Genomic DNA, 23,132 nt, shown 5'->3' with positions numbered 1-23,132 from the left:
CTCCGAGACCATGGTCAAGATCGCGATGATCCGCCTGATGGCGACACGGCTGGCTGGTCAGAGCGCACGCTGGAGTAATCGCCCTGCCACCCGATCCGCGTAATCACCCGCATACCCAACAGTCACTAAGGCGCGGCGGTGACCCGCAGCAGAGGCACGTGCAGCTCCGCGGCGGTCAGGGAGCCGTGGTGGCCGACCAGCCGGCTGATCGTGCGCTCGGACTCCGGCGCGATGAGGGCGGTGTTGCCGCGGGCAAGCGCGAGGACGTCGCCGATGCGCGGCCGCACCGCTTCCTCGACGTCGCCGAACAGGCCCTCCGCAAGCGCCTCGTCGCGGGTGAGGACCCGGGCCCGCGTGCCGAGCAGCTCGCGCCAGGCCGCGGCGACGTCGGCGGCCGCGCCGTCGCGGGTGTAGATCTGGCGCAGGCGCGGCTCGCCGGCGCGCAGGCGCACCCCCGCGTTGAAGGCGGGCCCGGACTCGATGTCGATGCGGGTGTCGGGCGCGGTGTCGACCATGCCGTGGTCGGCGGTGATGTAGAGCGCGGTGTCGGGCGGCAGCGAGTCGGCGATCTGCTCGGCGAGGCGGTCGACGTATCCCAGGTGCAGCCGCCAGTACGGGGAGTCGACGCCGCAGAGGTGGCCGTAGGAGTCGAGGTCGGAGTGGTAGACGAAGGCCAGCACGCGGTCGTCGCCCTCCAGCGCCTCGCCGGCGCGCACGGCCAGCTCGGTGATGCTGTCGGCGCCGACGTAGCGGGAGCCGCGCGCCGAGGCGCGGCTCAGCCCGCTGCCCCGGTAGGCCTCGTCGGCGATGTAGGCGGTGCGCACGCCGGCGCGTTCGGCGCGTTCGTAGGCGGTGGTGTGCGGCTGCCAGTCCTCGGGGACGACCTCGGGGTCGCCCCACCGCAGCTGGTTGAGCACGCGCTCGGTACCGGGCACGGCGACCTGGTAGCCGACGATGCCGTGGTGGCCGGGCACCAGACCGGTGCCCATGGTGGCCAGGCTGGTGGCGGTGGTGGTGGGGCATCCGGCGGCGAGGGGGGTGCCGGACTCCAGCAGGGTCGCCAGGAACGGCGCGTGCACGCGGTACTCGCGCAGCAGTTCCCAGCCCATCCCGTCCACCAGCAGGACGCAGGCCCGCCGCACCGGAGGGAGGCCCAGCAGGTCGGCCTCTCCCGCGACTCCGAGGGACGCCAGGACCGACGTGGTCAGCGAGGCCAGCGATGCCTCGTAGCGGGGTGTGCTGAGGTCATCGGTGCGTACGGGCACGGGCGGTCCCTTCACTGGTGTCGCCTGGCGGCTGGTTCCCCGTGGTGTGCTGCTCGGTCGGCACGGCGGCGGGTGTCGCGGTCCGGGCCGCCCGGCCGCCGCTCCCCGCACCGCTCCGCCTGCTCTGCCGCGGCCCCGAATCCGGCCGTCCCCGAGTCCCGGCGCGCACGGGCCCGCCCGCGCGCGGGTGCTCAGGTGCCGGTGGCCTCGCACAGCGCGTCGGTGAAGTGGATCAGGTTGGTCACCGAGTCGGCGCCGTCCGCGGTCTGGCTGACCCGCACCGTCAGCGGCTCCGCGGTGATGGCACCGGTGTAGCCGTGGTCGAGCTCGCAGGACTCGTCGTTGCACGAGGCGGGTTCGAGGTCGACGTTGGCGATGGCGCCGGGACTGACGCCGAGGCCGATGCTGAGCACGGCCTCGCTGGGCATGGTGCCCGGCACGTAGTTGGCGGGGTCGGATACCACCCGGGTGAGCGCAACGGACTGGATGTTGCCGAGCCGGATCGCGTCGGTGGTGGTGGACGCGTGCGGGCGGCCCCCCGCTTCGGCGGGCGGATGCTCGTCGGTGTGGCAGACGATCAGCCGGGTCGGGGTCAGGATCAGAACGGTGATGTGCCGCCGCATCTCCAGAGCGGGGTCGAAGGTGGCCTCGTGGTGGACGACGAAGGCCTCAGCCCCTTCGTCGCCGAGGGCTGTGGCGACGGCGTCGATTACCAGGGCCGGGTAGTAGCCGCTGCGCTCGACCTCCGAGCGCCAGTCGGTGGACACGGCACGCGTTTTCCTCATGGTTCCATCCTGCCTTCTTCTGGAGACGGATCGCACCCGCCCGCCCCCGCGGATCGCCGCGCGCCCGGTCGCCCCCGCACCGTCGGCCCGCCCGCGGAAGTGGAAAGCACGGCGATTGCGGGTAGTGCCCGTGGCATGTACGCAACCGTGCCTCCAGTGCCGGACCCTCCGGAGCCGGGCGGCCCGCCGCTGCCGGAGCCGGGGCCGCTGCCGCCCGACCCCGTTCCGGATCCCCCGGACCCGGAGCCGGGTCCCGGGCCGGGACCGCTGCCGCCGGAGCCCGAACCCCAGCCCGAACCGGCCTGATCGGCCGGACCACCGGCCGGCCCGGCATCACGCGCGGGCCGGATCCCTAGAAGGTGATGTTGCGCAGCCGCCTGGGCCCGGAGTCCATCCGCCGGTCGGGCGGCTCCCGCAACCACACGCGTGCGCCCAGTACGTGGGCGCCCGCGGAGTTGACGATCACCGGGTCCAGCTCGATGTGGGCGACCTCGGGGAAGGCGTCGACCAGCCGTGAGACCCGCACCAGCGTCTCCTGCAGCGCTTCGACGTCGGGCTGCTCGGCCAGGCTGGTCGCTCCGGCGGGCAGGCCGAACAGCAGCGGCGCCGCGCGCACCGCGTGCACCAGGTCCGCGGCGTCGGTGTCGGTGAGCGGGGCGAGCCGGAACGCGCGGTCGTCGAGCAGCTCCGCCGTGACGTCGGCCAGGCCGAAGCCCACGACCGAGCCGAACGAGGGGTTCTCGCCCGCGCGGACGACCGTGGGCACACCCGGCACGACCATGGGCTGCACCACCAGGTCGGCGTCGGCGCCGAGCCGGTCGTCCAGGGCGGTGAACGCGCCGCTGACGTCGGTGGCCGAGCGCAGGTCGGCGCGGATGCCGGTGCCGCCGGCGCGCAGCCGCAGGTCGGGGGCGTTGGCCTTGACCACGACCGGGTAGCCCAGCTCCTCGGCCGCCCGCACGGCCTCCTGCTCGGTGGAGACCGGCACATAGGGCACGGCGTCGATGCCGTAGCACGACAGCAGCTCGTAGGCGGTCTCGCGGTCGGCGGCGGACTCCTCGTTCTGCACGGGCTCGCTGGTGAACCAGATCGTCCGGTCCTCGGCCCGCTGCTCCTCGTCGCGCTTGCCCAGCGCCCGGTCGACGATGGAGCGGGCGCGCGCGCCGTCGATGTCGGCCAGTTCGGGGTGGCGGCCGCTCTCGCGGTTGCGCCACAGCGAGTAGCGGGTGGCGTAGGCCAGCGCCCGCACGGCGTCCTCGGGCGCGGGGTAGGAGGGCACGGAACCCGCCGCGGTCTCGCCGCCTTCGCCGATCTGGCGCAGCTCGGCGGGCAGCCCCTGGTAGCCGAGGTAGGTGGTGACGATGGGCTTGTCCGCCGCGGCGGCCTTGGCCCGCATGACCTCGGCGACGTCGTCGGAGATGGGGGTCAGGGCGGGGATGAACACCACGACCAGCGCGTCGACGGAGTCGTCGGCGAGCACCGCGGTCAGGGCCTCGTCGAAGTCCTCGGCGGTGGCGTTGGGGCCCAGGGCCACCGGCTCGCGCGGGCGCAGTCCCTGGCGCACGGAGGCGTCCTTGACCAGCAGCCCAAGGGAGTCGGAGTTGCCGACGATGCCCACCCGGGGCCCGGACGGGAGGGGCTGGTAGGCGAAGAGCTGGGCGACGTCGAACATCTGGGTGATGTCCTCCACGCGCACGACACCCGCCTGCTCGAACAGCGAGGTCACCGCGTAGTCGGGCAGCGAGAGCGCGCCCGCGGCGTGCCCGCTGGGCACGCCCTGGGACGACCCGCCGCTGCGCACGGCCACCACGGGCTTCTGCTTGGCCAGCCGGCGCGCCAGCCGGGTGAACTTGCGCGGGTTGCCCAGCGACTCCAGGTACTGCAGCACCACCTTGGTGGCGGGGTCCTCCTGCCAGTACTGCACGAGGTCGTTGCCGGAGACGTCGGCGCGGTTGCCGGCCGAGACGAACGTCGACAGCCCCATACCGCGTCCGGCGACGCTCTGCAGGATGGCCCGGCCCAGCGCGCCGGATTGGGAGAAGAACCCGATGGGCCCGCGCGGCGGCACGTAGGGCGCGAGGGTGGCGTTCAGCGAGATCTCGGGGTCGGTGTTGGCGATGCCCAGGCAGTTGGGGCCGATCACCCGCATCCCGGCGGCGCGTGCGGTGCGCACGAGCTCGTCCTGGCGCTCGCGCCCCTCGGGACCGGCCTCGCCGAACCCGGAGCTGACGACCACCAGCCCGTGGACGCCCTTCTGCGCGCACTCCTCGACCACGTCGACGACCATGTCGGCGCGCACCGCCACCACCGCGAGGTCGACCGTGTCGGGGACGTCGAGGATGCCGGTGTAGGCCCGCACGCCCGCCACCGCCTTGGCGGTGGGGTGCACCGGGTAGACCGGGCCCTTGAAGTCTCCGTCGAGCAGGTTGCGCAGCACCGACTGGCCGATGGTGTGCGCGGTGCGGCTGGCGCCGATCACCGCGACCGAGGCGGGGAAGAGCAGGCGGGCGATCGAGCGCGACTCCGCTCGCTGCTCGCGGGCGCGCATGACCTCTTCGGCGTCGTGTGTGGGCTCCAGGTCCAGGGTGAGGCGGATGACGCCTTCGTCGAAGGACTGCTGGGCGGTGTATCCGGCCTCGCGGAAGACGTTGATCATCCGCCGGTTCTCCGGCAGCACGTCGGCGATGAACCGGCTCACGCCGCGCTCCGTGGCGGCCGCGGCGATGTGCTCCAGCAGCACGGAGGCCAGTCCGCGCCCCTGGTGGCCGTCCTCGACCACGAAGGCGACCTCGGCCTCGTCCTCGGCCACCTTGTCGTAGCGCACGACCGCCACCATGACGTCGGAGATGGTGGCGATGAGCGCCACCCGGCTCTCGTAGTCGACGTTGGTGAAGCGGTCCACGTCGCGCGCGGAGAGCTTGGGGTAGGGCGCGAAGAAGCGGTAGTAGATGGTCTCCGGCGACAGGCGGCTGTGGAAGGCGCGCAGCAGGTCGCCGTCATCAGCGGTGATGGGACGCAGGTGCGCGGTGCCGCCGTCGGTGAGGACCACGTCGGCTTCCCAGTGGTTCGGGTATGACTGCACGGTTTTGAGCCTATTCGAGTCGCCGGAGCGCGTGGCGGACCTCACGCCGCCCGTTCCGCTCCGGATTCGCGATCCGGTCACCATCGAGTTTTCGGGCAGCGGGTCCGATATCACGCAGCTCTGCCACTTCGTTACCCGACGTCTCCCCCTAACCTGTTAACGTCTGTCTGCACACAGGCTCTTCGGGCATGGTCGCGCATAGTCCCCCATTCGGGACCGCAAGGTGGTGGGCAAGGCAATGGCACGAGTGGTCGTGATCGGCGATCTCATGACCGACAGCGTCGCGCGGGCTTTCTACCCGCTCGCACGCGGAAGCGACACCCCCTCCTCAGTGCAGACCTACGGTGGCGGGTCCGGCGCCAACGTGGCGGCCTGGCTTGCGATGGAGGGCGTCGACACCACCTTCGTGGGGCGGCGCGGATCCGACATCACCGGACGCACCCGCGAGATGGAGCTGATGGGCTACGGGATCGACTCCCGGCTCGTCATGGACCCCGAGCGGCCCACCGGCACCTGCGTGGTCATGATCACCCACAAGGGCGACCGCACCATGCTCAGCGACCCGGGCGCCAACGCCCGCCTGCAGCCCGAGGACCTGCCCCGCGACGTGTTCGGCCCCGACGGCCACCTGCACATGTCCGCCTTCACGCTGATCAACCCCGACTCGCGCCGCGCCGCCCGCATGGCGCTTCGGATGGCGCGCGAGTCCGGGATGTCGATCTCGGTGGACGGCGGCTCGCACGCCCCGCTGGAGCGCGCCGGCGCGGAGAACTTCCTCGACTGGACCAACGGCGCGCGGCTGCTGTTCGCCAACCCCCAGCAGGCCAAGGTGCTGACCGGCCGCGAGGAGCCCGAGGCGGCCGCCAAGGTGCTCACCGCCTGGTACCCCAACGTCGCGATCAAGCTGGGCGACGAGGGCGCGCTGTGGGCCTCCAAGACCCGCGACGACCTGGAGACCGTGCCGGCCGAACCGGTGGAGCCCTCCCCGGGCTCGATCGGCGCCGGCGACGCGTTCATCGCCGGGTTCCTGCCGTCCTGGCTGGCCGGCAAGCACCCCAAGGACTCGCTCACCCGCGCCCAGTCCCTCGCCGCCCGCGCACTCCACCAGCCGGGCGCCCGCCCCGACCTGGGCGACTAGCCTGCGCCGACCGGGTGCGGCCCGGCCTTCACCGGCGGGACCGCGACCCGCGCGGCGCGTGCGGAGGCCGGGGACGGCGCGCGGACTGCGCCCGAGCCGCCGACCGCGGCGCCGGCCCGCGGGCCGGCGCCGCGGCTGTCAGCTCTTCGCGGCCAGGACCAGGGGGAGGACCTCCTCGGCGCCTGCGTCCGTGAGCAGACCGGCGGCGACCGCCAGGGTCCAGCCCGTGTCCGTGTGGTCGTCGACCAGCAGCACCGGGCCGCCCAGTCCGCCGACCGCCGCCGCCACCGCCGGCGGCACGGCCAGGGCCCGGTACACCTGCGCCAGCCGCTGCGCGCTGTTGTGGCGGCGCGCTCCGGTGCCCGCCTCGGGCTCGGCGTAGGCGAGGGAGCCGACCGGCTCCAGCCGGCCGACCCCGCACAGCCGCTCGGCGAGGTCGGCGATCAGCCGCGGGCGGGTGAGCGACGGCAGCGCCACCACGCCGACGGGCCGGCGCTCCCACGGCCAGGCGGCGAGCACGTCGACGACGCCCGTGAACACGTGGTCGCCCACCGGCTCGTCGGGGGTCTCGGGGTTCAGCAGCCGCCGCAGCTCGGTGCCCCAGCCGATGTCGGTGAGCCTCGCCAGCGCGCGCCCCTCGGCGGGCCGCCGCTCGGCGCGGATCTTGCCGGACAGGTCGACCCCGAGCGCCGCCATTCCGGTGGGCCACTGCTTGCGCGGCGCCACCGCCACGCCGGGGCGGTCGAGGTGGCGCGCGGCGGCCTCGCGGTCCTCGGCGGCGACCGACGCGGCGAACGGGGAGCCCGCGCAGTTGTCGCACCGGCCGCACGGCTCGGCGCCGGGGTCGTCGAGCTGCCGGCGCAGGAACTCCATGCGGCAGGTGTCGGTGCCGATGTAGTCGAGCATCGCCTGCTGCTCGCGGCGGCGCGCCGCCGCGACCGCGGCGTAGCGCTCGGAGTCGTACTCCCACGGCCGGCCCGTGGCGGTCCAGCCGCCGCGCACCCGATGCACCGCGCCGTCGACGTCGAGGACCTTGAGCATCTGCTCCAGTCGGCTGCGCCCCAGGTCGACCCGGGTCTCCAGGCGCGGCAGCGACATCGGCTCGCCCGCCTCGGCCAGGACGTCCAGGGCCTGGCGCACGGTCTCCTCGGCGGGAAACGCCATCGAGGCGAAGTAGGACCAGATCTCGCGGTCCTCGCGGCCGGGCAGCAGCACCGCCTCGGCGCGCTCCAGGCCGCGGCCGGCGCGGCCGACCTGCTGGTAGTAGGAGATCGGCGACTGCGGCGCGCCCAGGTGCACCACGAAGCCGAGGTCGGGCTTGTCGAAGCCCATGCCCAGCGCGCTGGTGGCCACCAGCGCCTTGGTGCGGTTGGCCAGCAGGTCGTCCTCGGCGCGGCGGCGCTCCTCGGGGTCGGTCTGGCCGGTGTAGGCCCGCACGTCGTAGCCGCGTTCGGCCAGGAAGGCGGCGGTGTCCTCGGCAGCGGCGACGGTGAGGGCGTAGACGATGCCCGAACCCGGAAGCTCGTCCAGGTGGCGGGCCAGCCAGCTCCACCGGGCGGGGGTGTCGGGCAGGTCGACCGCCGACAGGCGCAGGCTCGGCCGGTCCAGCCCGCCGCGCAGCACCAGGGTGGCGGCGCCGTCGCCGGTCTCCAGCTGCTCGGCGACGTCGCGGGTGACGCGGCCGTTGGCGGTGGCGGTGGTGGCCAGCACGGGCGTCTGCGGCGGCAGCCCGCTCAGCAGGGTGCGGATGCGCCGGTAGTCGGGCCGGAAGTCGTGGCCCCAGTCGGAGATGCAGTGGGCCTCGTCGACGACGAGCAGGCCCGCCCCCGCCGCCAGGCGGGGCAGCGCGCGGTCGCGGAAGTCGGGGTTGTTCAGCCGCTCGGGGCTGACCAGCAGCACGTCGACCGCGCCCGCGGTGATCTCGGCGTAGATCGCCTCCCAGTCGTCCAGGTTGGCGCTGTTGATGGTCCGGGCGCGGATGCCGGCGCGCTCGGCCGCGGCGATCTGGTTGCGCATCAGCGCCAGCAGCGGGGAGACGATGACCGTGGGGCCCGCGCCGGCGGCGCGCAGCAGCGCGGTGGCGACGAAGTACACCGCCGACTTGCCCCAGCCGGTGCGCTGCACGACCAGGGCGCGGTGGCGCTCGGCCACCAGGGCGCGTATGGCGCTCCACTGGTCCTCGCGCAGCCGCGCGGACTCGCCGGCGAGTGCACGCAGGCGCTCCTCTGCGGCATCGCGCAGCGCGGCGTCGGCGGCGGGGTCGGCGACCGCCGCGGCGGGGTCGGCGGGAAGCGCGGACGCGGGTTCCGCCCCGAAGGGCGCAGGGGTCACCATGGCACCCTTGCTACCAGAGCCCGGTGTCCGAACGCGGCGGCCGTGCACAGGCGCCCGGTCCGGGACCGCCCACGCGGCCGGTCACATGCCGCCGCCGTCGCCCCTTTCACGCGACCGCTCGACCGCGTCGGCCAGCTCGTCGGTGACGAGGTGCCCGGTGCTGATCTCGCCGCGGCTGTAGGCCACGCGGCCCAGCGTCTGCGCCAGCACCGGGACCGTGAGGAACTGGAACAGCGCCGCCAGCCCCAGCCAGGCGGCCCCCCGGACGTCGTCCAGCTGGAACGCCGCGCCCGCCAGGATCAGCACGAGGGCGACGGTGTCGGGCTTGGTGGCGGCGTGCACCCGCCCCAGCAGCGTGGGGAAGCGCACCAGGCCCAGGGTCCCGACGAACGCGAAGGCCGCACCCAGCGGCAGCAGCACCGCGGTGGCGATGTCAGCCCCGGTCATGGGCCCTCCTCTCGGCGAAGCGGGCCGCGGTCAGGGAGCCGACGAAGCCCAGCAGCGCGAAGGTGATCACCACGCCGATGTAGGCGGTGTCGCCGCGCAGCGCCACCTCGACCGCGATGAAGCTGACCAGCAGCACCGACGTGGTGTTCAGGCACACGATCCGGTCCATCACCGAAGGCCCCCGCACCAGCCGGTACATGGTCAGCAGCACCCCCGCCCCCAGCAGCGCGAAGGTCGCCGTGTAGGCGTAGTCCAGGATGTTCATGCCTCCCCCTCGGCGGAGTCGGCGGTCTCGGCCTCCAGCATGAGCCGCTCCTCCCGCTCGAACTCCTCGATGTCGGACGAGGTGCCGAACGCGCGCACGAACAGCTCCTCGGTCCGGCGGACCTGCCGGCGCAGGTTGCGCACCGACCGCTCCGAGTGGATCGGGGTGCCGTGCACGTACAGCACGCCCTCCTCGCGGTTGAGCTCGATCACCAGGCTGCCCGTGATCAGCGACAACCCGGCGGCGGTCAGCGCCAGAAGCAGGTCGGAGTCGGTGCGCATCGGAACCTCGACGATCGCGCCGCGCATGCGCCTCGGCCGCCACAGCACGTGGACGGCGACGCGCACGCTCGACGTCAGCAGCTCGACGGCGATGTGCCAGACCAGCAGCAGCGTATGCAGGGGCCGGAAGGTCAGCCGAACGGGCAGGTGCGGCAGCCGCGCCGCCGCGTAGCACCCCGACGCCACACACGCGCCCGCCACCACCGTTCCCAGACTCGCGTCGCCCCACAGGATCACCCACATGACGGTCAGCCACACGACGGTGGCCATCCGCCCCGCCAGCCGCTGGGGAAGGCTGAGCGCCGCCGCGCCCGCCGGCGTCCGTCCGCTCACCGCGCCCCCTCCCCCAGCACCGCCTCGATGTAGGCGGCTCCGTTCATCAGGTCGTGGGCGGCGACGAATGCCAGCTCCGACAGCGGGCCGGCCGCGGCGGCCACGAGCAGCCCGAAGGCCACCATCACGCCGGTCGCCACCGCCATGATCCGCAGTCCGCCCACGTGGGCGCCGCTCTTGAGGCGCACACGGGCCTCGATCATGTCGGGCATCGGAGTGCCCCAGAAGCCGCGCACCCAGACGCGGAAGATCGCCACGATCGTCAGCAGGCTGGTGACGACCCCCGCGGCTATCGCGGTGTAGACGAGCCAGCCCCCGGCGCCGACCCCGGCCTGGAACAGGGCGACCTTGGCCATGAAGCCGGACATCGGCGGCAGCCCGGCCAGGCTCATGGCGGGCAGGAAGAAGAACACCGACAGCATCGGCGAGACCGTGGTCACCCCGCGCATCGACCGCAGCGAGCTGTGCCCGGCGAACTGCCGGATCAGGCCGTTGACCAGGAACAGGTTGGCCTGGACCACGATGTGGTGCACCAGGTAGATGACCACGCCCGCCATTCCGGCCACCGAGTTCAGGCCGAGCCCGAAGATCATGAACCCGATGTGGCTGACCAGCGCGAAGGACAGCAGCCGGTTGATGTCGTCCTGCACCAGCGCGCCGAGAATGCCCACGACCATGGTCGCGATCGCGATGCACAGCAGCACCGCGGCGATGTCGTCGCGGCCGAAGAGGAGGGTCTGGCTGCGGATGATCGCATAGACCGCGACCTTGGTCAGCAGGGCGGCGAAGATCGCCGAAATGCGGGTGATGGCCACCGGGTAGCTGTCCGGCAGCCAGAAGTGCATCGGCACGAGCGCGGCCTTGATGCCGAACACCACCAGGAACAGCAGTGCCAGGACCATTCGCAGCTCGGCGGGGGCGCCGCCCAGCTTCACGGCGGCGTCGGCGAGGTTGACCGTGCCCGTCAGCCCGTAGACCAGGGCGATACCGGTCAGGAACAGGATCGAGGAGGTCAGGCTGACCACGGTGTAGATCATGCTGGCGCGCACCCGCGCCCGGGTGGGTGCCTGGGTGATCAGCGCGTAGCTGGCCGTCAGCATGATCTCGAAGCCGACGAAGAGGTTGAACAGGTCGCCCGCCAGGAAGCTCAGGCACACCCCGGCGGTCAGCACCAGGTAGATGGGGTGGAACACCTGCGGCATGGCGCGGCTCAACCCGGCGATGTCCTGGCCGATGGCGTAGAACTGCACCACCAGCAGCACCACCGCCGACACCGCCAGGAGCAGGGCCGCGAGCGGGTCGGCGACGAGAGTGATGCCCAGCGGCGCCTTCCAGCCGCCGGCCTGGCTGGTCAGGACCGCGCCGTCGGCGGTGGCGCGCAGCAGCAGCGCCGTGGCCGCGGCGACCGAGGCCAGCGCGGCCACGGCCACCCCCTGCTGGAGGCGCGGGGCGCGCCGCAGCAGCAGGGAGGCGGCGGCGCCCAGCAGCGGGACCACCACGGGCACGGCCAGCAGCACGTTCACGAGGAGTCCTCCGGTTCCGAGAGCCGCCCGATGCGGCGGTCCTCGAGGTCGGCGGGCACCTCGTCGTTGTCGTCGCCCAGCCACACCCGGTAGGCCAGCGCCAGCAGGAAGGTGGTCACCCCGAAGGTGATCACGATGGCGGTCAGCGCCATGGCCTGGGGCATCGGGTCGGAGATGGGCCCCTCCTTGCCGGTCAGCAGCGGGGGCAGGGTGATCGCGCGGTCGGTGAGCATCAGCGACAGGTTGGCCGCGTGGCCGAGGACGACGATGCCGAAGACCACGCGCATCAGGGAGCGCTGGAGCAGCAGGTAGAAGCCGCTGGAGTAGAGGACGGCGACGGCCGCGATGAGGATGAAACCGGGTGCGCTCATCGGTGGCCTCCCTCCGGACCCGCGCCTTCGCGGCTGCGGGCCTCCTCTTCCTCGGCCTCCATGCGCGCGCCCAGCGTAGCGACGACGGAGAGGACCAGACCGACGACGATGAGGAACACCCCCGATTCGAATAGCAGGTAGCTGGCGAACTTGACCTTGCCGAAGACCGGCAGGTGTGCGGTGAAGCTGTTGACCTCCAGGACCGGGTGCCCCAGCAGCAGCGGCGCGGCGGCGGTGCCGCAGGCCAGCAGCAGCCCCAGGGCGAGCAGGCTGTTGGGGAGCATCGGCATGCCCGCCCGCAGTTCGTGGCGACCGCCGGCGATGTAGCGCAGAACGTAGGCCATGCTGGCCACCAGCCCGCCGGCGAATCCGCCGCCCGGCCGGTCGTGCCCGGAGACCAGCAGGAACACGGCGAAGGTGAGGATGGCGGGGGTCAGCAGCCGCGCGGAGACCTCCAGCATCACCGAGCGCGGGCCGAACGCGGGCCGAACCCCGGTGCTCAGCCAGCGCTCCCGGGGGGCCTCCCAGTCCTCGGGCGGTGCGCCGCTGCGGTCGGAGCGCCCCCACTCGCCGTCGGCGCGCCCGGGGCTGGGTTCGGGTCGGACCGGTTCATGCTCGGTCATCGTCGCTCCCCTCGTCGTCGGCCGCGGTGCCGGCGTCCGCGGGCTCGTCGGCTCCCCCGGCCCCACCGGCCTCCCCCTCGCGGGCGGGACCGCGCTCGGCGGTCTCGGCCCCGGCGCCCTCGGCGCCCGCGGTGCGGCGCCGCAGCGCGAGCGCGCCCGTGTCGGCGGGCCCGGGTCCGGCCGCGCCCTCCGCGCCCTCAGGGCTCTCGCCCTCGTTCTCGGCCGCGGGTTCGTCGACGATCCGGTCGCGCCGGTTCAACAGCACCAGCGACGCCACCGCGACCGCCGCCGTGGCCAGCACCACGATCTCGCCGAGGGTGTCCAGCGCACGGAAGTCGGCGAGGATCACGTTGACCAGGTTCGTGCCGCCGGCCTTCTTCGCCAGGTCGGCGTATTCGGTGGAGACCGGGTCGGCCGTGCGCGCGGCGGTCATCAGCCACAGCGATATCGCGATGAAGGTGCCCGCCGCCGAGCACAGCAGCACGGTCAGCCGCTTGCCCCAGCCCCCCGGCCGCACGCTGAAGGTGGCGGGCAGCCGCCGCAGCACGAAGACGAGAATGATCGTGGTGAGTGTCTCGACCAGCACGAGGGTCAGTGCGAGGTCGGGCGCGCCGTGCAGCACGAACAGCCCGGCGATGCCGAACCCCAGCACGCTGAGCAGGATCAGCGCCGGGAAGCGCCGGTGCTCGCGCACGGTGGCCACGGAGGTGATGACGATGACCACCGTCACCAGCAGCTCCAGCGGGCTGTCCCAGATCCGCAGGCCCTCTTCTGTGCCGGGGATGGCGATCTCGCCGGTGACCAGCCCCGCCGCCAGCCGGGCGCCGGGCAGCACCAGCAGCACGGCCAGGATGATGCCCAGGTACACCGGCAGCGAGCCGCTCTGGGTGCGCCGGGTGACGCTCAGCGCGACGCTGTAGATGCCGTGGATGAACAGGTGGTAGCCGTACTCGGCGTCGGGCCAGCGCGGCATGGCGTTCTGGATCCGGCCCACCGTCCGGCGCTTGGCGAACAGCAGCACGCCGATGGCCACCACGGCGGCGGTCAGCAGCAGCGGCGGTGTCACCCCGTGCCACAGCGCCAGGTGGTAGGGCTTCTCACCGGTCGGCAGCGCGTGGGCGTAGCCCTGCGCGAGGGCGTCGGCGACCGCGGGGACCGCGCCCAGCGCGAGGCTGAGGGCCGCCAGTCCAACGGGGGCGGCGACGAAGGCCGCGGAGGGTGCGTCGAAGGCCCGCTCGGAGACGGTGGGCCTGTCGCCGAAGGCGCCCCAGAGGAACCGGGCGCTGTAGGCGAAGGTGAGGACCGAGGCCGCCACGAGTCCGGCCAGCTCGACCGCCGAAGCCGGCGCCGGCAGGCCCGGCGCCGCTCCGGGCACGAACGCCTCCAGGGCGGCCTCCTTGGCGGCGAAGCCGATCAGGGGCGGCAGCCCGGCCATCGACGCCGCGGACAGGCACGCGGCGGCGGCGAGCACCGGCATGCGCCGGCCCAGCCCGGTGAGGCGGCTGATGCTGCGGGTCCCGGTCTGGTGGTCGATGATCCCGACGGTGAGGAACAGCCCCGATTTGAACAGGCCGTGGGCGAGCAGGGCACCGATCATGGCGGTCCCCGCCACCTGGGTGCCCGCGCCCCCGAGCAGGGTGAGGAAACCGAGCTGGCTGACGGTGCCGTAGGCCAGCAGCAGCTTCAGGTCGTCCTGGCGCAGTGCCCGCCATCCGCCCACGATCATGGTGGCCAGTCCGACGCCGAGCACCAGGACCTGCCAGACGCCGGCCTCGGCGAACCCGGGCGCCAGGCGGGCGACCAGGTACACGCCGCCCTTGACCATCGCCGCCGCGTGCAGGTAGGCGCTGACGGGGGTGGGCGCGATCATCGCGCCCGGCAGCCAGAAGTGCATCGGCACCTGGGCGGACTTGGCGAAGGCGCCCACCAGGATCAGCACCAGCGCTGCGGTTAGCCACGGCCCGCCCTCGGGCGGGTCGGCCACCAGGGACGAGATGCTGTAGTCGCCCGCCGCCCAGCCCAGCATGACGAACCCGATGAGCATCAGCAGCCCGGTGCCCGCGGTGGTGACCAGCGCCTGGGTGGCCGCGCGCCGCGCCTGCTCCTTGCGGTCGTCGTGCCCCACCAGCAGGAAGGACGTGACGGAGGTCAGCTCCCAGAAGACGTAGAGCGCGAACAGGTTGTCGGTGGTGACCAGGCCCAGCATCGAGCCCGCGAACAGCACCATCACCGCGGCGAGCCGGCCCAGGCCGCGCTCGTCCGCGTGGAAGTAGGCGGCGCAGTAGCCGAAGATGATCGCGCCGACCCCGCTCACGAGCAGGGTCATGGCCAGCGCGAGGGCGTCGACGCGGAACGCGAAGGCGATGCCGAGGGCGGGCGCCCACGCGACCGTCGCGTGCACCGGTGTGCCGTCGAGGATCGCGGGCGTGTGGGCGAGCGCCCATACCGCCGCGGCGGCGGGCGGCAGTCCGGCGAGCAGGAAGATCCGGGCGCCCAGTCGGCCGGCGAGGGGCGGCAGCAGCACCGCCGCGGCGGCGTGCAGCGCGAGGATGGCGGGCAGCAGCATTGGCACGTCGTTCATCGTCGGTCGGTGCGGCGGCCGGCCGCCGGAGGGCGGCCGGGCGGTGCCGGCGGGGCGTGCGGGCCGGGTGGGCCGGGCGGGGCCGCGGGAGCCGTGGGGGTAACCGGACTCATGGTGATCTGGCGGGCGCTGAGCGCTCCCGTGCGGTGGAGGTGCCCTTTTGAGGCTAGCCCCGGAATCAGTCTCCGCCTTGACTGCCCGGGGAACGGGTGTACCATTCGCCGCCTCCCATCGCCCTCCCCTGCTGCGCACGATGCGTAGCGCGGGGCCGCCACCTGCGCCTACGTGCGCCGTGGCACGTCGGTCCCCGCGCTTCTTCCTCCGGGAGGCGTGGCTCTTCTCACGCGCGGGGGACCCGCGGACCCGCCCTCCCAACCCTCCCTGTCACCCACCGTGAGCATCGTCGCGACCGCGGTGCGACCGAAACCCCAGAGGCAACCCCAATTACCGCTATTTTAACGGAATCCTAACGCAGCGCGACGGGCCCGGGCGGGGCTCCTGGTTCGCGATGGTCGGCGCAGCGGGCCAGAATTGCCGACATGGCCCGTACAACCTCTCCACCACCTCCCGAGGATCTCGCTGAGAAGATCATCGACATCGACGTCTCCGAGGAAATGCGCGGAAGCTTCCTCGAGTACGCCTACTCGGTGATCTACCAGCGCGCGCTGCCGGATGCCCGCGACGGGATGAAGCCGGTGCAGCGGCGCATCCTCTACCAGATGAACGAGATGGGCCTGCGCCCCGACCGTGCGCACGTCAAGTGCGCGCGCGTGGTCGGCGAGGTGATGGGCAAGCTGCACCCGCACGGCGACTCCGCCATCTACGACGCCATGGTGCGGATGAGCCAGCCCTTCGCGATGCGGGTGCCGCTCGTGGACGGGCACGGCAACTTCGGCTCGCTGGGCGGCGACGACGCGCCGGCCGCGATGCGCTACACCGAGGCCCGCCTGGGCCGCGCGGCCCAGCTCATGGTGACGTCGCTCGACGAGAACGTCGTCGACTTCCAGCCCAACTACGACGGCCAGGAGAGCGAGCCCGACGTCCTGCCCGCCGCCTTCCCCAACCTGCTGGTCAACGGGGCCTCGGGGATCGCCGTCGGCATGGCCACCAACATGGTGCCGCACAACCTGGGCGAGGTCATCGCGGCGGCGCGCCACCTGATCTCCCATCCGGACGCCTCGCTTGAGGACCTGATGGAGTTCGTGCCGGGCCCCGACCTGCCCACCGGCGGCACCGTCGTCGGGCTCGACGGCATCCGCGACGCCTACCGCACCGGCCGCGGCACGTTCCGCACCCGCGCGACCGTCAGCGTCGAGCGGGTCTCGCCGCGCCGCACCGGCCTGGTGATCACCGAGCTGCCCTACAGCGTGGGCCCGGAGAAGGTCGTCAGCCGCATCAAGGAGCTGGTGCAGAACAAGAAGCTGCAGGGCATCAGCGACCTCAAGGACCTCACCGACCGCAACCAGGGCCTGCGGCTGGTCATCGAGCTGAAGAACGGCTTCAACCCCGAGGCGGTGCTGGAGGAGCTCTACCGGCTGACGCCGATGGAGGAGAGCTTCGGCATCAACAACGTCGCCCTGGTCGACGGCCAGCCGCGCACGCTGGGGCTGCGCGACCTGCTCCAGGTCTTCGTCGACCACCGCCTCGACGTCGTCCGGCGCCGCTGCGAGCACCGCCGCGCCAAGCGCGAGGAGCGGCTGCACCTGGTCGCGGGCCTGCTGATCGCGCTGCTCAACATCGACGAGGTCATCGCGCTCATCCGCGACTCCGAGGACACCGCGCAGGCGCGCCAGCGGCTGATGACCACCTTCGAGCTGTCCGAGACCCAGGCGCGCTACATCCTCGACACGCCGCTGCGCCGCCTGACCAAGTACGACCGGCTGGAGCTGGAGACCGAGCGCGACCAGCTCAGCAAGGACATCGAAGAACTGACCGCGATCCTGGACTCCGACTCCAAGCTGCGCCGCCTGGTCTCCAAGGAGCTGGGCGAGGTCGCCAAGGACTACGCCACCGACCGGCGCACGGTGCTGCAGGAGAGCACCGGCGAGACCCGCAGCGCCTCCATTCCCCTGGAGATGGCCGACCAGCCCTGCCACGTGCTGCTCAGCGCCACCGGTCTGCTCGGCCGCAGCGCCGGGCCGCGCGTGCCGCCGATGCACGAGGGGCTGCGCGCCAAGCACGACGCGATCGCGGCGTCGGTGCCCACCACGTCCCGCGCCGACGTCGGGCTGATCACCGACCAGGGCCGGGCCATCAGGGTGCCGGTGGTGGAGCTGCCCGAACTTCCCGACGACGCGGCCGAGTCGCCGCCGCAGTCCCACGGGCTGCCCGTCGCGGAGTTCGTCTCGCTGGAGGAGGACGAGCGCGTGGTCTCGGTCGCCGCCCTGGACGACGACGGCCCCGGCATCGCCGTCGGCACCGAGCAGGGCGTGGTCAAGCGGGTGACATCGGAGTCACCGCCCAACAAGGACGACTTCGAGATCATCAACCTGCGCGAGGGGGACCGGGTCATCGGCGCCTCCCAACTGGCCACCGGCGAGGAGGACCTCGTCTTCATCACCAGCGAGGCGCAGCTGCTGCGCTTCTCCGCCGACACCGTCCGCCCGCAGGGCCGACCCGCCGGAGGGGTGGCCGGTGTCCGGCTGCCCGAGGGGGCTCGGGCACTATGGTTCGGTGCGGTCGTGCTGCCCGAGGACTCCGTGGTGCTCACCGTCGCCGGCAGCTCCGACGAGCTGCCGGGCACCGGCGGGGGCGCGGCCAAGGTCACCCCGTTCGAGACCTTCCCCACCAAGGGGCGGGCCACCGGCGGGGTGCGCTGCCAGCGGTTCCTCAAGGGCGAGGACCGGCTGGTGCTGGCCTGGATCGGGCGGGCTCCGGCCCGCGCGAGCAAGGCCGACGGCGGCCCGGTCCGGCTGCCCGACCTCGACGAGCGCCGCGACGGCTCCGGCGAGCCGCTGCCGCGCGCCATCGCCGTGGTCGGCACCGGCCGCACCGACACCGGGCTCGCCGGCTCCGCAGGCAGCGGCTGACCGCTGCCTCCGGTGCGCCGCCGCACCGGGGCGACCGCCCTACGACTCCGCAGCGCGGCCTCGGGGACGGAGCGCATACATGCGCACCGCTTCCCGCGGCCGCGTCCGCCGCCGCGCCCGTGCGGGCGGTGCGTGCACGCATCGCCCGCACGGGCCCATCCGAACGGGGAGCAACTCGTGAACAGCGCCTTCGACGACCTCTTCACCGCCAACGACGCCTACGCCGCCGACTTCCGCCTGAGCGGCCTGGCCCCGGTCGCGGCGCGCGGCCTGGCCGTTGTGACCTGCATGGACTCGCGGATCGAGCCGCTTCAGGCGCTGGGTCTTGAGCCCGGCGACGCCAAGATCCTGCGCAACGCCGGCGCCCGGGTCACCGACGACACGCTGCGCACGCTGGTGCTCGCCGTCTATCTGCTGGAGGTCGACCGGGTCCTGGTCATGCCGCACACCCGGTGCAAGATGGCGTCGGTCTCCGGCGACGACGAGGTGCACGAGGCCATCGAGGGCCGGTTCGGGGTCGACACGCGCAGCCTGGAGTTCCACACCGACAACGACCAGGTCGGCGCGCTCCGCCATGACCTGGAGCGCATCCGCCACCACCCGCTGCTGCCGCGCGCCCTTCCGGTGGCCGGGGCGGTCTACGACGTCGACACCGGGCGCGTCGAGCCGCAGGACGCGTAGGTCCGGCCGTGCGGACGCGGTACGGGGCCGAGGTGTGAAGGGCGCCGTCCACGGGAATTCAAGGGAGTCTGAGGGAATAGGTCATTCCGCTTCGGGGTTGTGCGGACCGACGAAGGGAGTGCCAGGTGAAGGAGACGACCTACGAGACGTTCAGCCGCGGCAGACTGTACTTCGACCTGGGCGACTACATCGAGGCCGCCCGCATCCTGAAGCCCATCGCCGACGACGAGCCGGGCAGCCGCTCCATCCTGGAGCTGCTGGGCCGCTCCTACTTCCACTCCGCCCAGCTCGCCAAGGCCGAGGAGACCTTCCGGCGCATCATCGAGCTCGACCCCTGCGACAGCTGGGCCCACATCGCTCTGGCGCGCTCCCTGGAGCGCCAGAGCCGCGACGACGAGGCCGCCCCCTACCGGCGGATGCACGCCGCCATGTCGGGCGGCTCGCTGGACTGACCGGACGCCGCGCACCCGCCCGCGGGCGGCGCCATCCGCATCGAGGGGCTCTCCGTGCAGGCGGAGAGCCCCTCGGCGCGCTCGGCCGGGGCCGGGCGATATGGTCGGGCGCATGACCCCACCCGCCGACGGCCCGGACGACCCCTGCGTGGAGCGCTCGTCCAGGCGCTCCCGTGCCTGGGTGGACGAGGCGGTGCGCAAGGTGGTCGCCGACGCCAACCGCTCCGCCGACACGCACCTGCACGTGTTCCCGCTTCCGCCCGAGTGGGGCATCGACCTCTACCTCAAGGACGAGTCGGTCCACCCCACCGGCAGCCTCAAGCACCGCCTGGCGCGGTCGCTGTTCCTCTACGCCCTGGCCAGCGGCTGGATCGACGAGAACACCACGATCGTCGAGGCCAGCTCCGGCTCCACGGCCGTCTCCGAGGCCTACTTCGCCCGCCTGATCGGGCTGGACTTCGTCACGGTGATGCCGCGCTCGACCAGCCCGGAGAAGATCGCGCTGATCGAGCGCTACGGCGGCCGCTGCCACTACGTCGACGTCCCGACCGAGATGTACAGCGAGGCCGAGCGGCTGGCCGCCGAGTCCGGCGGCCACTACATGGACCAGTTCACCTACGCCGAGCGGGCCACCGACTGGCGCGGCAACAACAACATCGCCGAGTCGGTCTTCGAGCAGCTGGCCATGGAGCGCCATCCCGTGCCCGAATGGGTCGTCGTGGGCGCCGGGACCGGCGGGACCTCGGCCACCATCGGACGGTATCTGCGCTACCGCAGGCACCACACCCGCCTGGCGGTCGTCGACCCGGAGAACTCGGCGTTCTTCCCCGGCTGGGTCACCGGAGCCTCCGACTACGCCACCGGCATGCCCTCACGCATCGAGGGGATCGGCCGGCCGCGGATGGAGCCCAGCTTCGTGCCCTCGGTCATCGACCTGATGATGCCCGTGCCCGACGCCGCCGCGATCGCGGCCATGCGCCACCTCAACGCGGTCACCGGACTGAGCGCGGGCGGTTCCACCGGCACCAACATGTGGGGCGTGTGGCACCTCCTCGCGCGCATGCTGCGCGAGGGCCGCCGCGGCAGCGTCGTCACCCTGATCTGCGACGGCGGCGAGCGCTACCGGCACACCTACTACGACGACGCCTGGGTGGCCGAGGCCGGGCTGGACCCGGCGCCCTACACCGCGGCGATCGAGCGCTTCCTGTCCACCGGCGAGTGGAACCCGCCCGCGTAGCCCCGGCCGGAGGACAGGCCCGACGGCCCGCGCCCGCTGCCGGCGGCGGGCCGCGGCGTGCGGCCCGCGGCGCTCGACGCTCAGGTGTCGATGCGGCTGGTGTCGAGCTCCTGGGCGCTCTGCGAGAGGAACTCCCGGCGGGGGGCCACCTGGTTGCCCATCAGCAGGTCGAAGACCTTCGCGGCCTCCTCGGCGTGCTCGACGCGGATGCGGCGCAGCGTGCGGTGCCGGGGGTCCATCGTGGTCTCGGCCAGCTGGTCGGCGTCCATCTCGCCCAGGCCCTTGTAGCGCTGGACCGGCTCCTTCCAGGTGAGCCCCTTCTTCTCCAGCTCCAGCAGCCGCCGCTGCAGCTCGGCGTCGGTGTAGGTGTAGATGTAGCGGTCCTCCGGCTTGGCGCCGCGCTTCTTGCGCACGTTGGTGAGCTCGATGCGGTGCAGCGGCGGGACGGCGGCGTAGACGCGGCCGGCTTCGAGCATCGGGCGCATGTAGCGGTAGAACAGCGTCAGCAGCAGGCAGCGGATGTGTGCGCCGTCGACGTCGGCGTCGGCCATGAGGATGACCCGGCCGTAGCGGGCGGCGTCGATGTCGAACGTGCGCCCCGACCCGGCGCCGATGACCTGCAGGATCGCCGCACACTCGGCGTTTTTCAGCATGTCCGAGACCGAGGACTTCTGCACGTTGAGGATCTTGCCCCGGATGGGCAGCAGCGCCTGGAACTCGGAGTCGCGCGCGAGCTTGGCCGTGCCCAGCGCGGAGTCGCCCTCGACGATGAACAGCTCGCTGCGGTCCAGGCCCTCGCTGCGGCAGTCGACCAGCTTGGCCGGCAGGGCTGAGCTCTCCAGCGCGTTCTTGCGCCGCTGGGTCTCGCGCTGCTGGCGGGCGGCCAGGCGCGCCTTAGCGGCGTTGACGGCCTTGTCCAGCACGGCGCGCGCCTGCTGCTTCTCGCTGCGGCGGGTGCTGGCCAAGAACGTGCGCAGCTCCTTGCCGATGACCTGGGAGACGATGCGCGAGGCCGCCGAGGTGCCCAGGATCTCCTTGGTCTGGCCCTCGAACTGCGGTTCGGGCAGCCGCACGGTGACCACGGCGGTCAGCCCTTCGAGGACGTCCTCCTTGGTGACCGGGTCGTCCTTGTCCTTGAGCAGCTTGCTGGCGCGCAGCTGGTCGTTGACCACCCGCACCAGGGCGCGCTCGAAGCCGGTCATGTGCGTGCCGCCCTTGGGGGTGGCGATGACGTTGACGAAGGAGCGCACGGTGCTCTCGTAGCCGGTCCCCCAGCGCATCGCGACGTCGACCTCCAGATGGCGGTCGACGTCGGTGGGGGTCATGTGGCCCTGGTCGTCGAGCACCGGGACGGTCTCGGTGAAGTGCCCCGACCCCTGGATGCGCAGGACGTCGTTCACGGCCTCGTCGGGTGCCAGGTAGGTGCAGAACTCCCCGATGCCGCCGTCGAAGCGGAACTCCTCCTCGTAGGTGCCCTCCTCGGGGAAGCGCTCGTCGCGCACCGCGAGGGTCAGCCCCGGGATGAGGAACGCGGTCTGGCGCGCGCGGTCCAGCAGGGACTCGCGGGTGATGTCGGCGTCCTTCAGGAAGATCTGGCGGTCGGCCCAGAACCTGATGCGCGTGCCGGTGACCTTCTTGGCGACCCGGCGCACCTCCTCCAGGCCCGATCCCGGGGTGAACGGGGCGTCGGGGCCGTCGCCCTCGAAGCGGCCCGGGATGCCTCTGCGGAAGCTCATCGCCTGCGTGTGGCCCTGCCGGTCGATCTCGACGTCCAGTCGGCCCGAGAGCGCGTTGACCACGGAGGCGCCGACGCCGTGCAGACCGCCGGAGGCGGTGTAGGAGCCGGAGCCGAACTTCCCGCCGGCGTGCAGCTTGGTCATGACCAGCTCCACGCCCGAGAGGCCCGAGCGGGGCTCGACGTCCACGGGGATGCCGCGCCCGTTGTCGCGGACCTCGACCGAGCCGTCGCCGTACAGCACGACGTCGATGCGCGTGCAGTAGCCGCCCAGCGCCTCGTCGACGGAGTTGTCGATGATCTCCCACATGCAGTGGGTCAGACCGCGGCTGTCCGTGGACCCGATGTACATGCCGGGGCGCTTGCGGACCGCCTCAAGTCCTTCCAGGACCGAAAGGTGCCGCGCGGAGTAGTCTTCGGGCTCGTCGACGGCTGCGGTTAGGGCGGTCACGTGGGACTCTCCTGCGTTGGGCGGACAGGGCCGGCGCACACGGCGCGGGGGCGTGCGCTGGATGTTGGCGGACAGGGGGCGGGTGCGTCGCCGCTAGCTTGACGCACCGGTGTGACAGGAATGCGGCGCCGTCGCGCGCACCGCGCGGTCGGCCCCGGCTCGCCGGGAGCGGCCGCAGGGCCGCGGGCGGCAGCGGGCGGACCCGCTCCGTCGCGGGGTGACCGCGTGGTCGGCGTGCGGTTCACCCGACCGCAGCGGGACGGCCGCCTGATCATCACGTGCACACCACGCGCGAGATTACCACCTCGGTTTCCGCTGACTCCGCCGCCTCACCGGCGTTCCGGCCCGCCGAGGGGGCCGCGGCCCCGCGCCGGCGGCCCGGCACCCGCCCGCGCGGCACCCCCGACACGCGTTCGCATACCGCACACTGACGGCGGGCGCGCGGAGGTGGGCTTTACGTTTACCCCGGCCCCGGTAGGGCAAGCGACGGTCTGCCGCGAGTAGGGTGACGCCCATCAC

17 protein-coding genes are annotated in these 23,132 nt (G+C 72.9%); 5 read left to right on the top strand and 12 right to left on the bottom strand.

Annotated features, from left to right (window positions below):
* Window positions 1-125 precede the first annotated feature (125 nt).
* The 3 genes from ABD284_RS23940 to ABD284_RS23930 form a co-directional block, all read right to left on the bottom strand.
* Window positions 126-1,265 (bottom strand): alkaline phosphatase family protein, encoded by a 1,140-nt coding sequence (locus tag ABD284_RS23940; RefSeq protein ID WP_344148027.1) that lies wholly within the window; start codon window positions 1,263-1,265, stop codon window positions 126-128.
* 191 nt (window positions 1,266-1,456) lie between these two features.
* Window positions 1,457-2,050, bottom strand: a complete 594-nt coding sequence (locus ABD284_RS23935; RefSeq protein WP_344148024.1) for a DUF5998 family protein — start codon at window positions 2,048-2,050, stop codon at window positions 1,457-1,459.
* A gap of 352 nt (window positions 2,051-2,402) precedes the next feature.
* Window positions 2,403-5,132 (bottom strand): bifunctional acetate--CoA ligase family protein/GNAT family N-acetyltransferase, encoded by a 2,730-nt coding sequence (locus ABD284_RS23930; RefSeq protein ID WP_344148021.1) that lies wholly within the window; start codon window positions 5,130-5,132, stop codon window positions 2,403-2,405.
* A gap of 247 nt (window positions 5,133-5,379) precedes the next feature.
* Here ABD284_RS23930 and ABD284_RS23925 point away from each other — a divergent pair, with 247 nt between their 5' ends.
* Window positions 5,380-6,270, top strand: coding sequence for a carbohydrate kinase family protein (locus ABD284_RS23925; RefSeq protein WP_344148044.1), 891 nt, complete (start codon window positions 5,380-5,382; stop codon window positions 6,268-6,270).
* A 138-nt stretch (window positions 6,271-6,408) separates the two neighbouring features.
* Here the strand turns inward: ABD284_RS23925 and ABD284_RS23920 are convergent, their stop codons facing one another.
* The 8 genes from ABD284_RS23920 to mbhE all read right to left on the bottom strand — a co-directional run bounded on the left by ABD284_RS23920 (window position 6,409) and on the right by mbhE (window position 15,028).
* Window positions 6,409-8,604, bottom strand: coding sequence for a RecQ family ATP-dependent DNA helicase (locus tag ABD284_RS23920; RefSeq protein WP_344148018.1), 2,196 nt, complete (start codon window positions 8,602-8,604; stop codon window positions 6,409-6,411).
* An 81-nt stretch (window positions 8,605-8,685) separates the two neighbouring features.
* The gene (gene mnhG, locus ABD284_RS23915; RefSeq protein ID WP_344148015.1) at window positions 8,686-9,051 is read right to left on the bottom strand and encodes a monovalent cation/H(+) antiporter subunit G; all 366 of its coding nucleotides are present in this window, start codon (window positions 9,049-9,051) and stop codon (window positions 8,686-8,688) included.
* Entirely contained in the window at window positions 9,038-9,316 is a 279-nt protein-coding gene (locus ABD284_RS23910) for an MrpF/PhaF family protein (protein ID WP_344148011.1), read from the bottom strand. The genes mnhG and ABD284_RS23910 overlap by 14 nt, the downstream gene beginning before the upstream one ends.
* On the bottom strand, window positions 9,313-9,930 hold the full coding sequence (locus tag ABD284_RS23905; protein ID WP_344148008.1) for a Na+/H+ antiporter subunit E: 618 nt from the start codon (window positions 9,928-9,930) through the stop codon (window positions 9,313-9,315). The genes ABD284_RS23910 and ABD284_RS23905 overlap by 4 nt, the downstream gene beginning before the upstream one ends.
* Window positions 9,927-11,453: a Na+/H+ antiporter subunit D gene (locus ABD284_RS23900; protein ID WP_344148005.1), complete on the bottom strand. Its 1,527-nt coding sequence runs from the start codon at window positions 11,451-11,453 to the stop codon at window positions 9,927-9,929. Before ABD284_RS23900 ends, ABD284_RS23905 begins: the two co-directional genes overlap by 4 nt.
* A complete protein-coding gene (locus ABD284_RS23895) occupies window positions 11,450-11,824 on the bottom strand; it encodes a sodium:proton antiporter (RefSeq protein WP_344148003.1) in 375 nt (124 codons plus the stop codon). The genes ABD284_RS23900 and ABD284_RS23895 overlap by 4 nt, the downstream gene beginning before the upstream one ends.
* Entirely contained in the window at window positions 11,821-12,447 is a 627-nt protein-coding gene (locus tag ABD284_RS23890) for an MnhB domain-containing protein (RefSeq protein WP_344148000.1), read from the bottom strand. Before ABD284_RS23890 ends, ABD284_RS23895 begins: the two co-directional genes overlap by 4 nt.
* Window positions 12,434-15,028: a hydrogen gas-evolving membrane-bound hydrogenase subunit E gene (gene mbhE, locus ABD284_RS23885; RefSeq protein ID WP_344147998.1), complete on the bottom strand. Its 2,595-nt coding sequence runs from the start codon at window positions 15,026-15,028 to the stop codon at window positions 12,434-12,436. The genes ABD284_RS23890 and mbhE overlap by 14 nt, the downstream gene beginning before the upstream one ends.
* 539 nt (window positions 15,029-15,567) lie before the next feature.
* On the opposite strand from mbhE, the gene ABD284_RS23880 reads away from it, so the two are divergent.
* From ABD284_RS23880 to cds1, 4 genes are all read left to right on the top strand, one after another.
* Window positions 15,568-18,057, top strand: coding sequence for a DNA gyrase/topoisomerase IV subunit A (locus tag ABD284_RS23880; protein ID WP_344147996.1), 2,490 nt, complete (start codon window positions 15,568-15,570; stop codon window positions 18,055-18,057).
* Between the two features lie 177 nt (window positions 18,058-18,234).
* Entirely contained in the window at window positions 18,235-18,738 is a 504-nt protein-coding gene (locus ABD284_RS23875) for a beta-class carbonic anhydrase (protein ID WP_344147993.1), read from the top strand.
* 125 nt (window positions 18,739-18,863) lie between these two features.
* Window positions 18,864-19,190: a tetratricopeptide repeat protein gene (locus ABD284_RS23870; protein WP_344147990.1), complete on the top strand. Its 327-nt coding sequence runs from the start codon at window positions 18,864-18,866 to the stop codon at window positions 19,188-19,190.
* Between the two features lie 112 nt (window positions 19,191-19,302).
* Window positions 19,303-20,427 (top strand): L-cysteine desulfhydrase Cds1, encoded by a 1,125-nt coding sequence (cds1, locus tag ABD284_RS23865; RefSeq protein ID WP_344147987.1) that lies wholly within the window; start codon window positions 19,303-19,305, stop codon window positions 20,425-20,427.
* Between the two features lie 80 nt (window positions 20,428-20,507).
* Here cds1 and ABD284_RS23860 read toward each other — a convergent pair whose 3' ends face one another.
* A complete protein-coding gene (locus tag ABD284_RS23860) occupies window positions 20,508-22,613 on the bottom strand; it encodes a DNA gyrase/topoisomerase IV subunit B (RefSeq protein ID WP_344147984.1) in 2,106 nt (701 codons plus the stop codon).
* Window positions 22,614-23,132 lie beyond the last annotated feature (519 nt).

The organism is Streptomonospora arabica (genome assembly GCF_039531585.1).
Taxonomy (GTDB): Bacteria; Actinomycetota; Actinomycetes; order Streptosporangiales; family Streptosporangiaceae; genus Streptomonospora; species Streptomonospora halophila.
Note: the sequence above shows the minus strand (reverse complement) of the source record. Positions and strands in the feature narration are given on the sequence as shown.

Bases quoted from the DNA above. Each gene is read 5' to 3' on its own strand.
- ABD284_RS23935 (WP_344148024.1), bottom strand. From the start codon at position 2,050: ATGAGGAAAACGCGTGCCGTGTCCACCGACTGGCGCTCGGAGGTCGAG.
- ABD284_RS23920 (WP_344148018.1), bottom strand. From the start codon at position 8,604: ATGGTGACCCCTGCGCCCTTCGGGGCGGAACCCGCGTCCGCGCTTCCC.
- mnhG (WP_344148015.1), bottom strand. From the start codon at position 9,051: ATGACCGGGGCTGACATCGCCACCGCGGTGCTGCTGCCGCTGGGTGCG.
- ABD284_RS23910 (WP_344148011.1), bottom strand. From the start codon at position 9,316: ATGAACATCCTGGACTACGCCTACACGGCGACCTTCGCGCTGCTGGGG.
- ABD284_RS23895 (WP_344148003.1), bottom strand. From the start codon at position 11,824: ATGAGCGCACCCGGTTTCATCCTCATCGCGGCCGTCGCCGTCCTCTAC.
- ABD284_RS23890 (WP_344148000.1), bottom strand. From the start codon at position 12,447: ATGACCGAGCATGAACCGGTCCGACCCGAACCCAGCCCCGGGCGCGCC.
- mbhE (WP_344147998.1), bottom strand. From the start codon at position 15,028: ATGAACGACGTGCCAATGCTGCTGCCCGCCATCCTCGCGCTGCACGCC.
- ABD284_RS23880 (WP_344147996.1), top strand. From the start codon at position 15,568: ATGGCCCGTACAACCTCTCCACCACCTCCCGAGGATCTCGCTGAGAAG.
- cds1 (WP_344147987.1), top strand. From the start codon at position 19,303: ATGACCCCACCCGCCGACGGCCCGGACGACCCCTGCGTGGAGCGCTCG.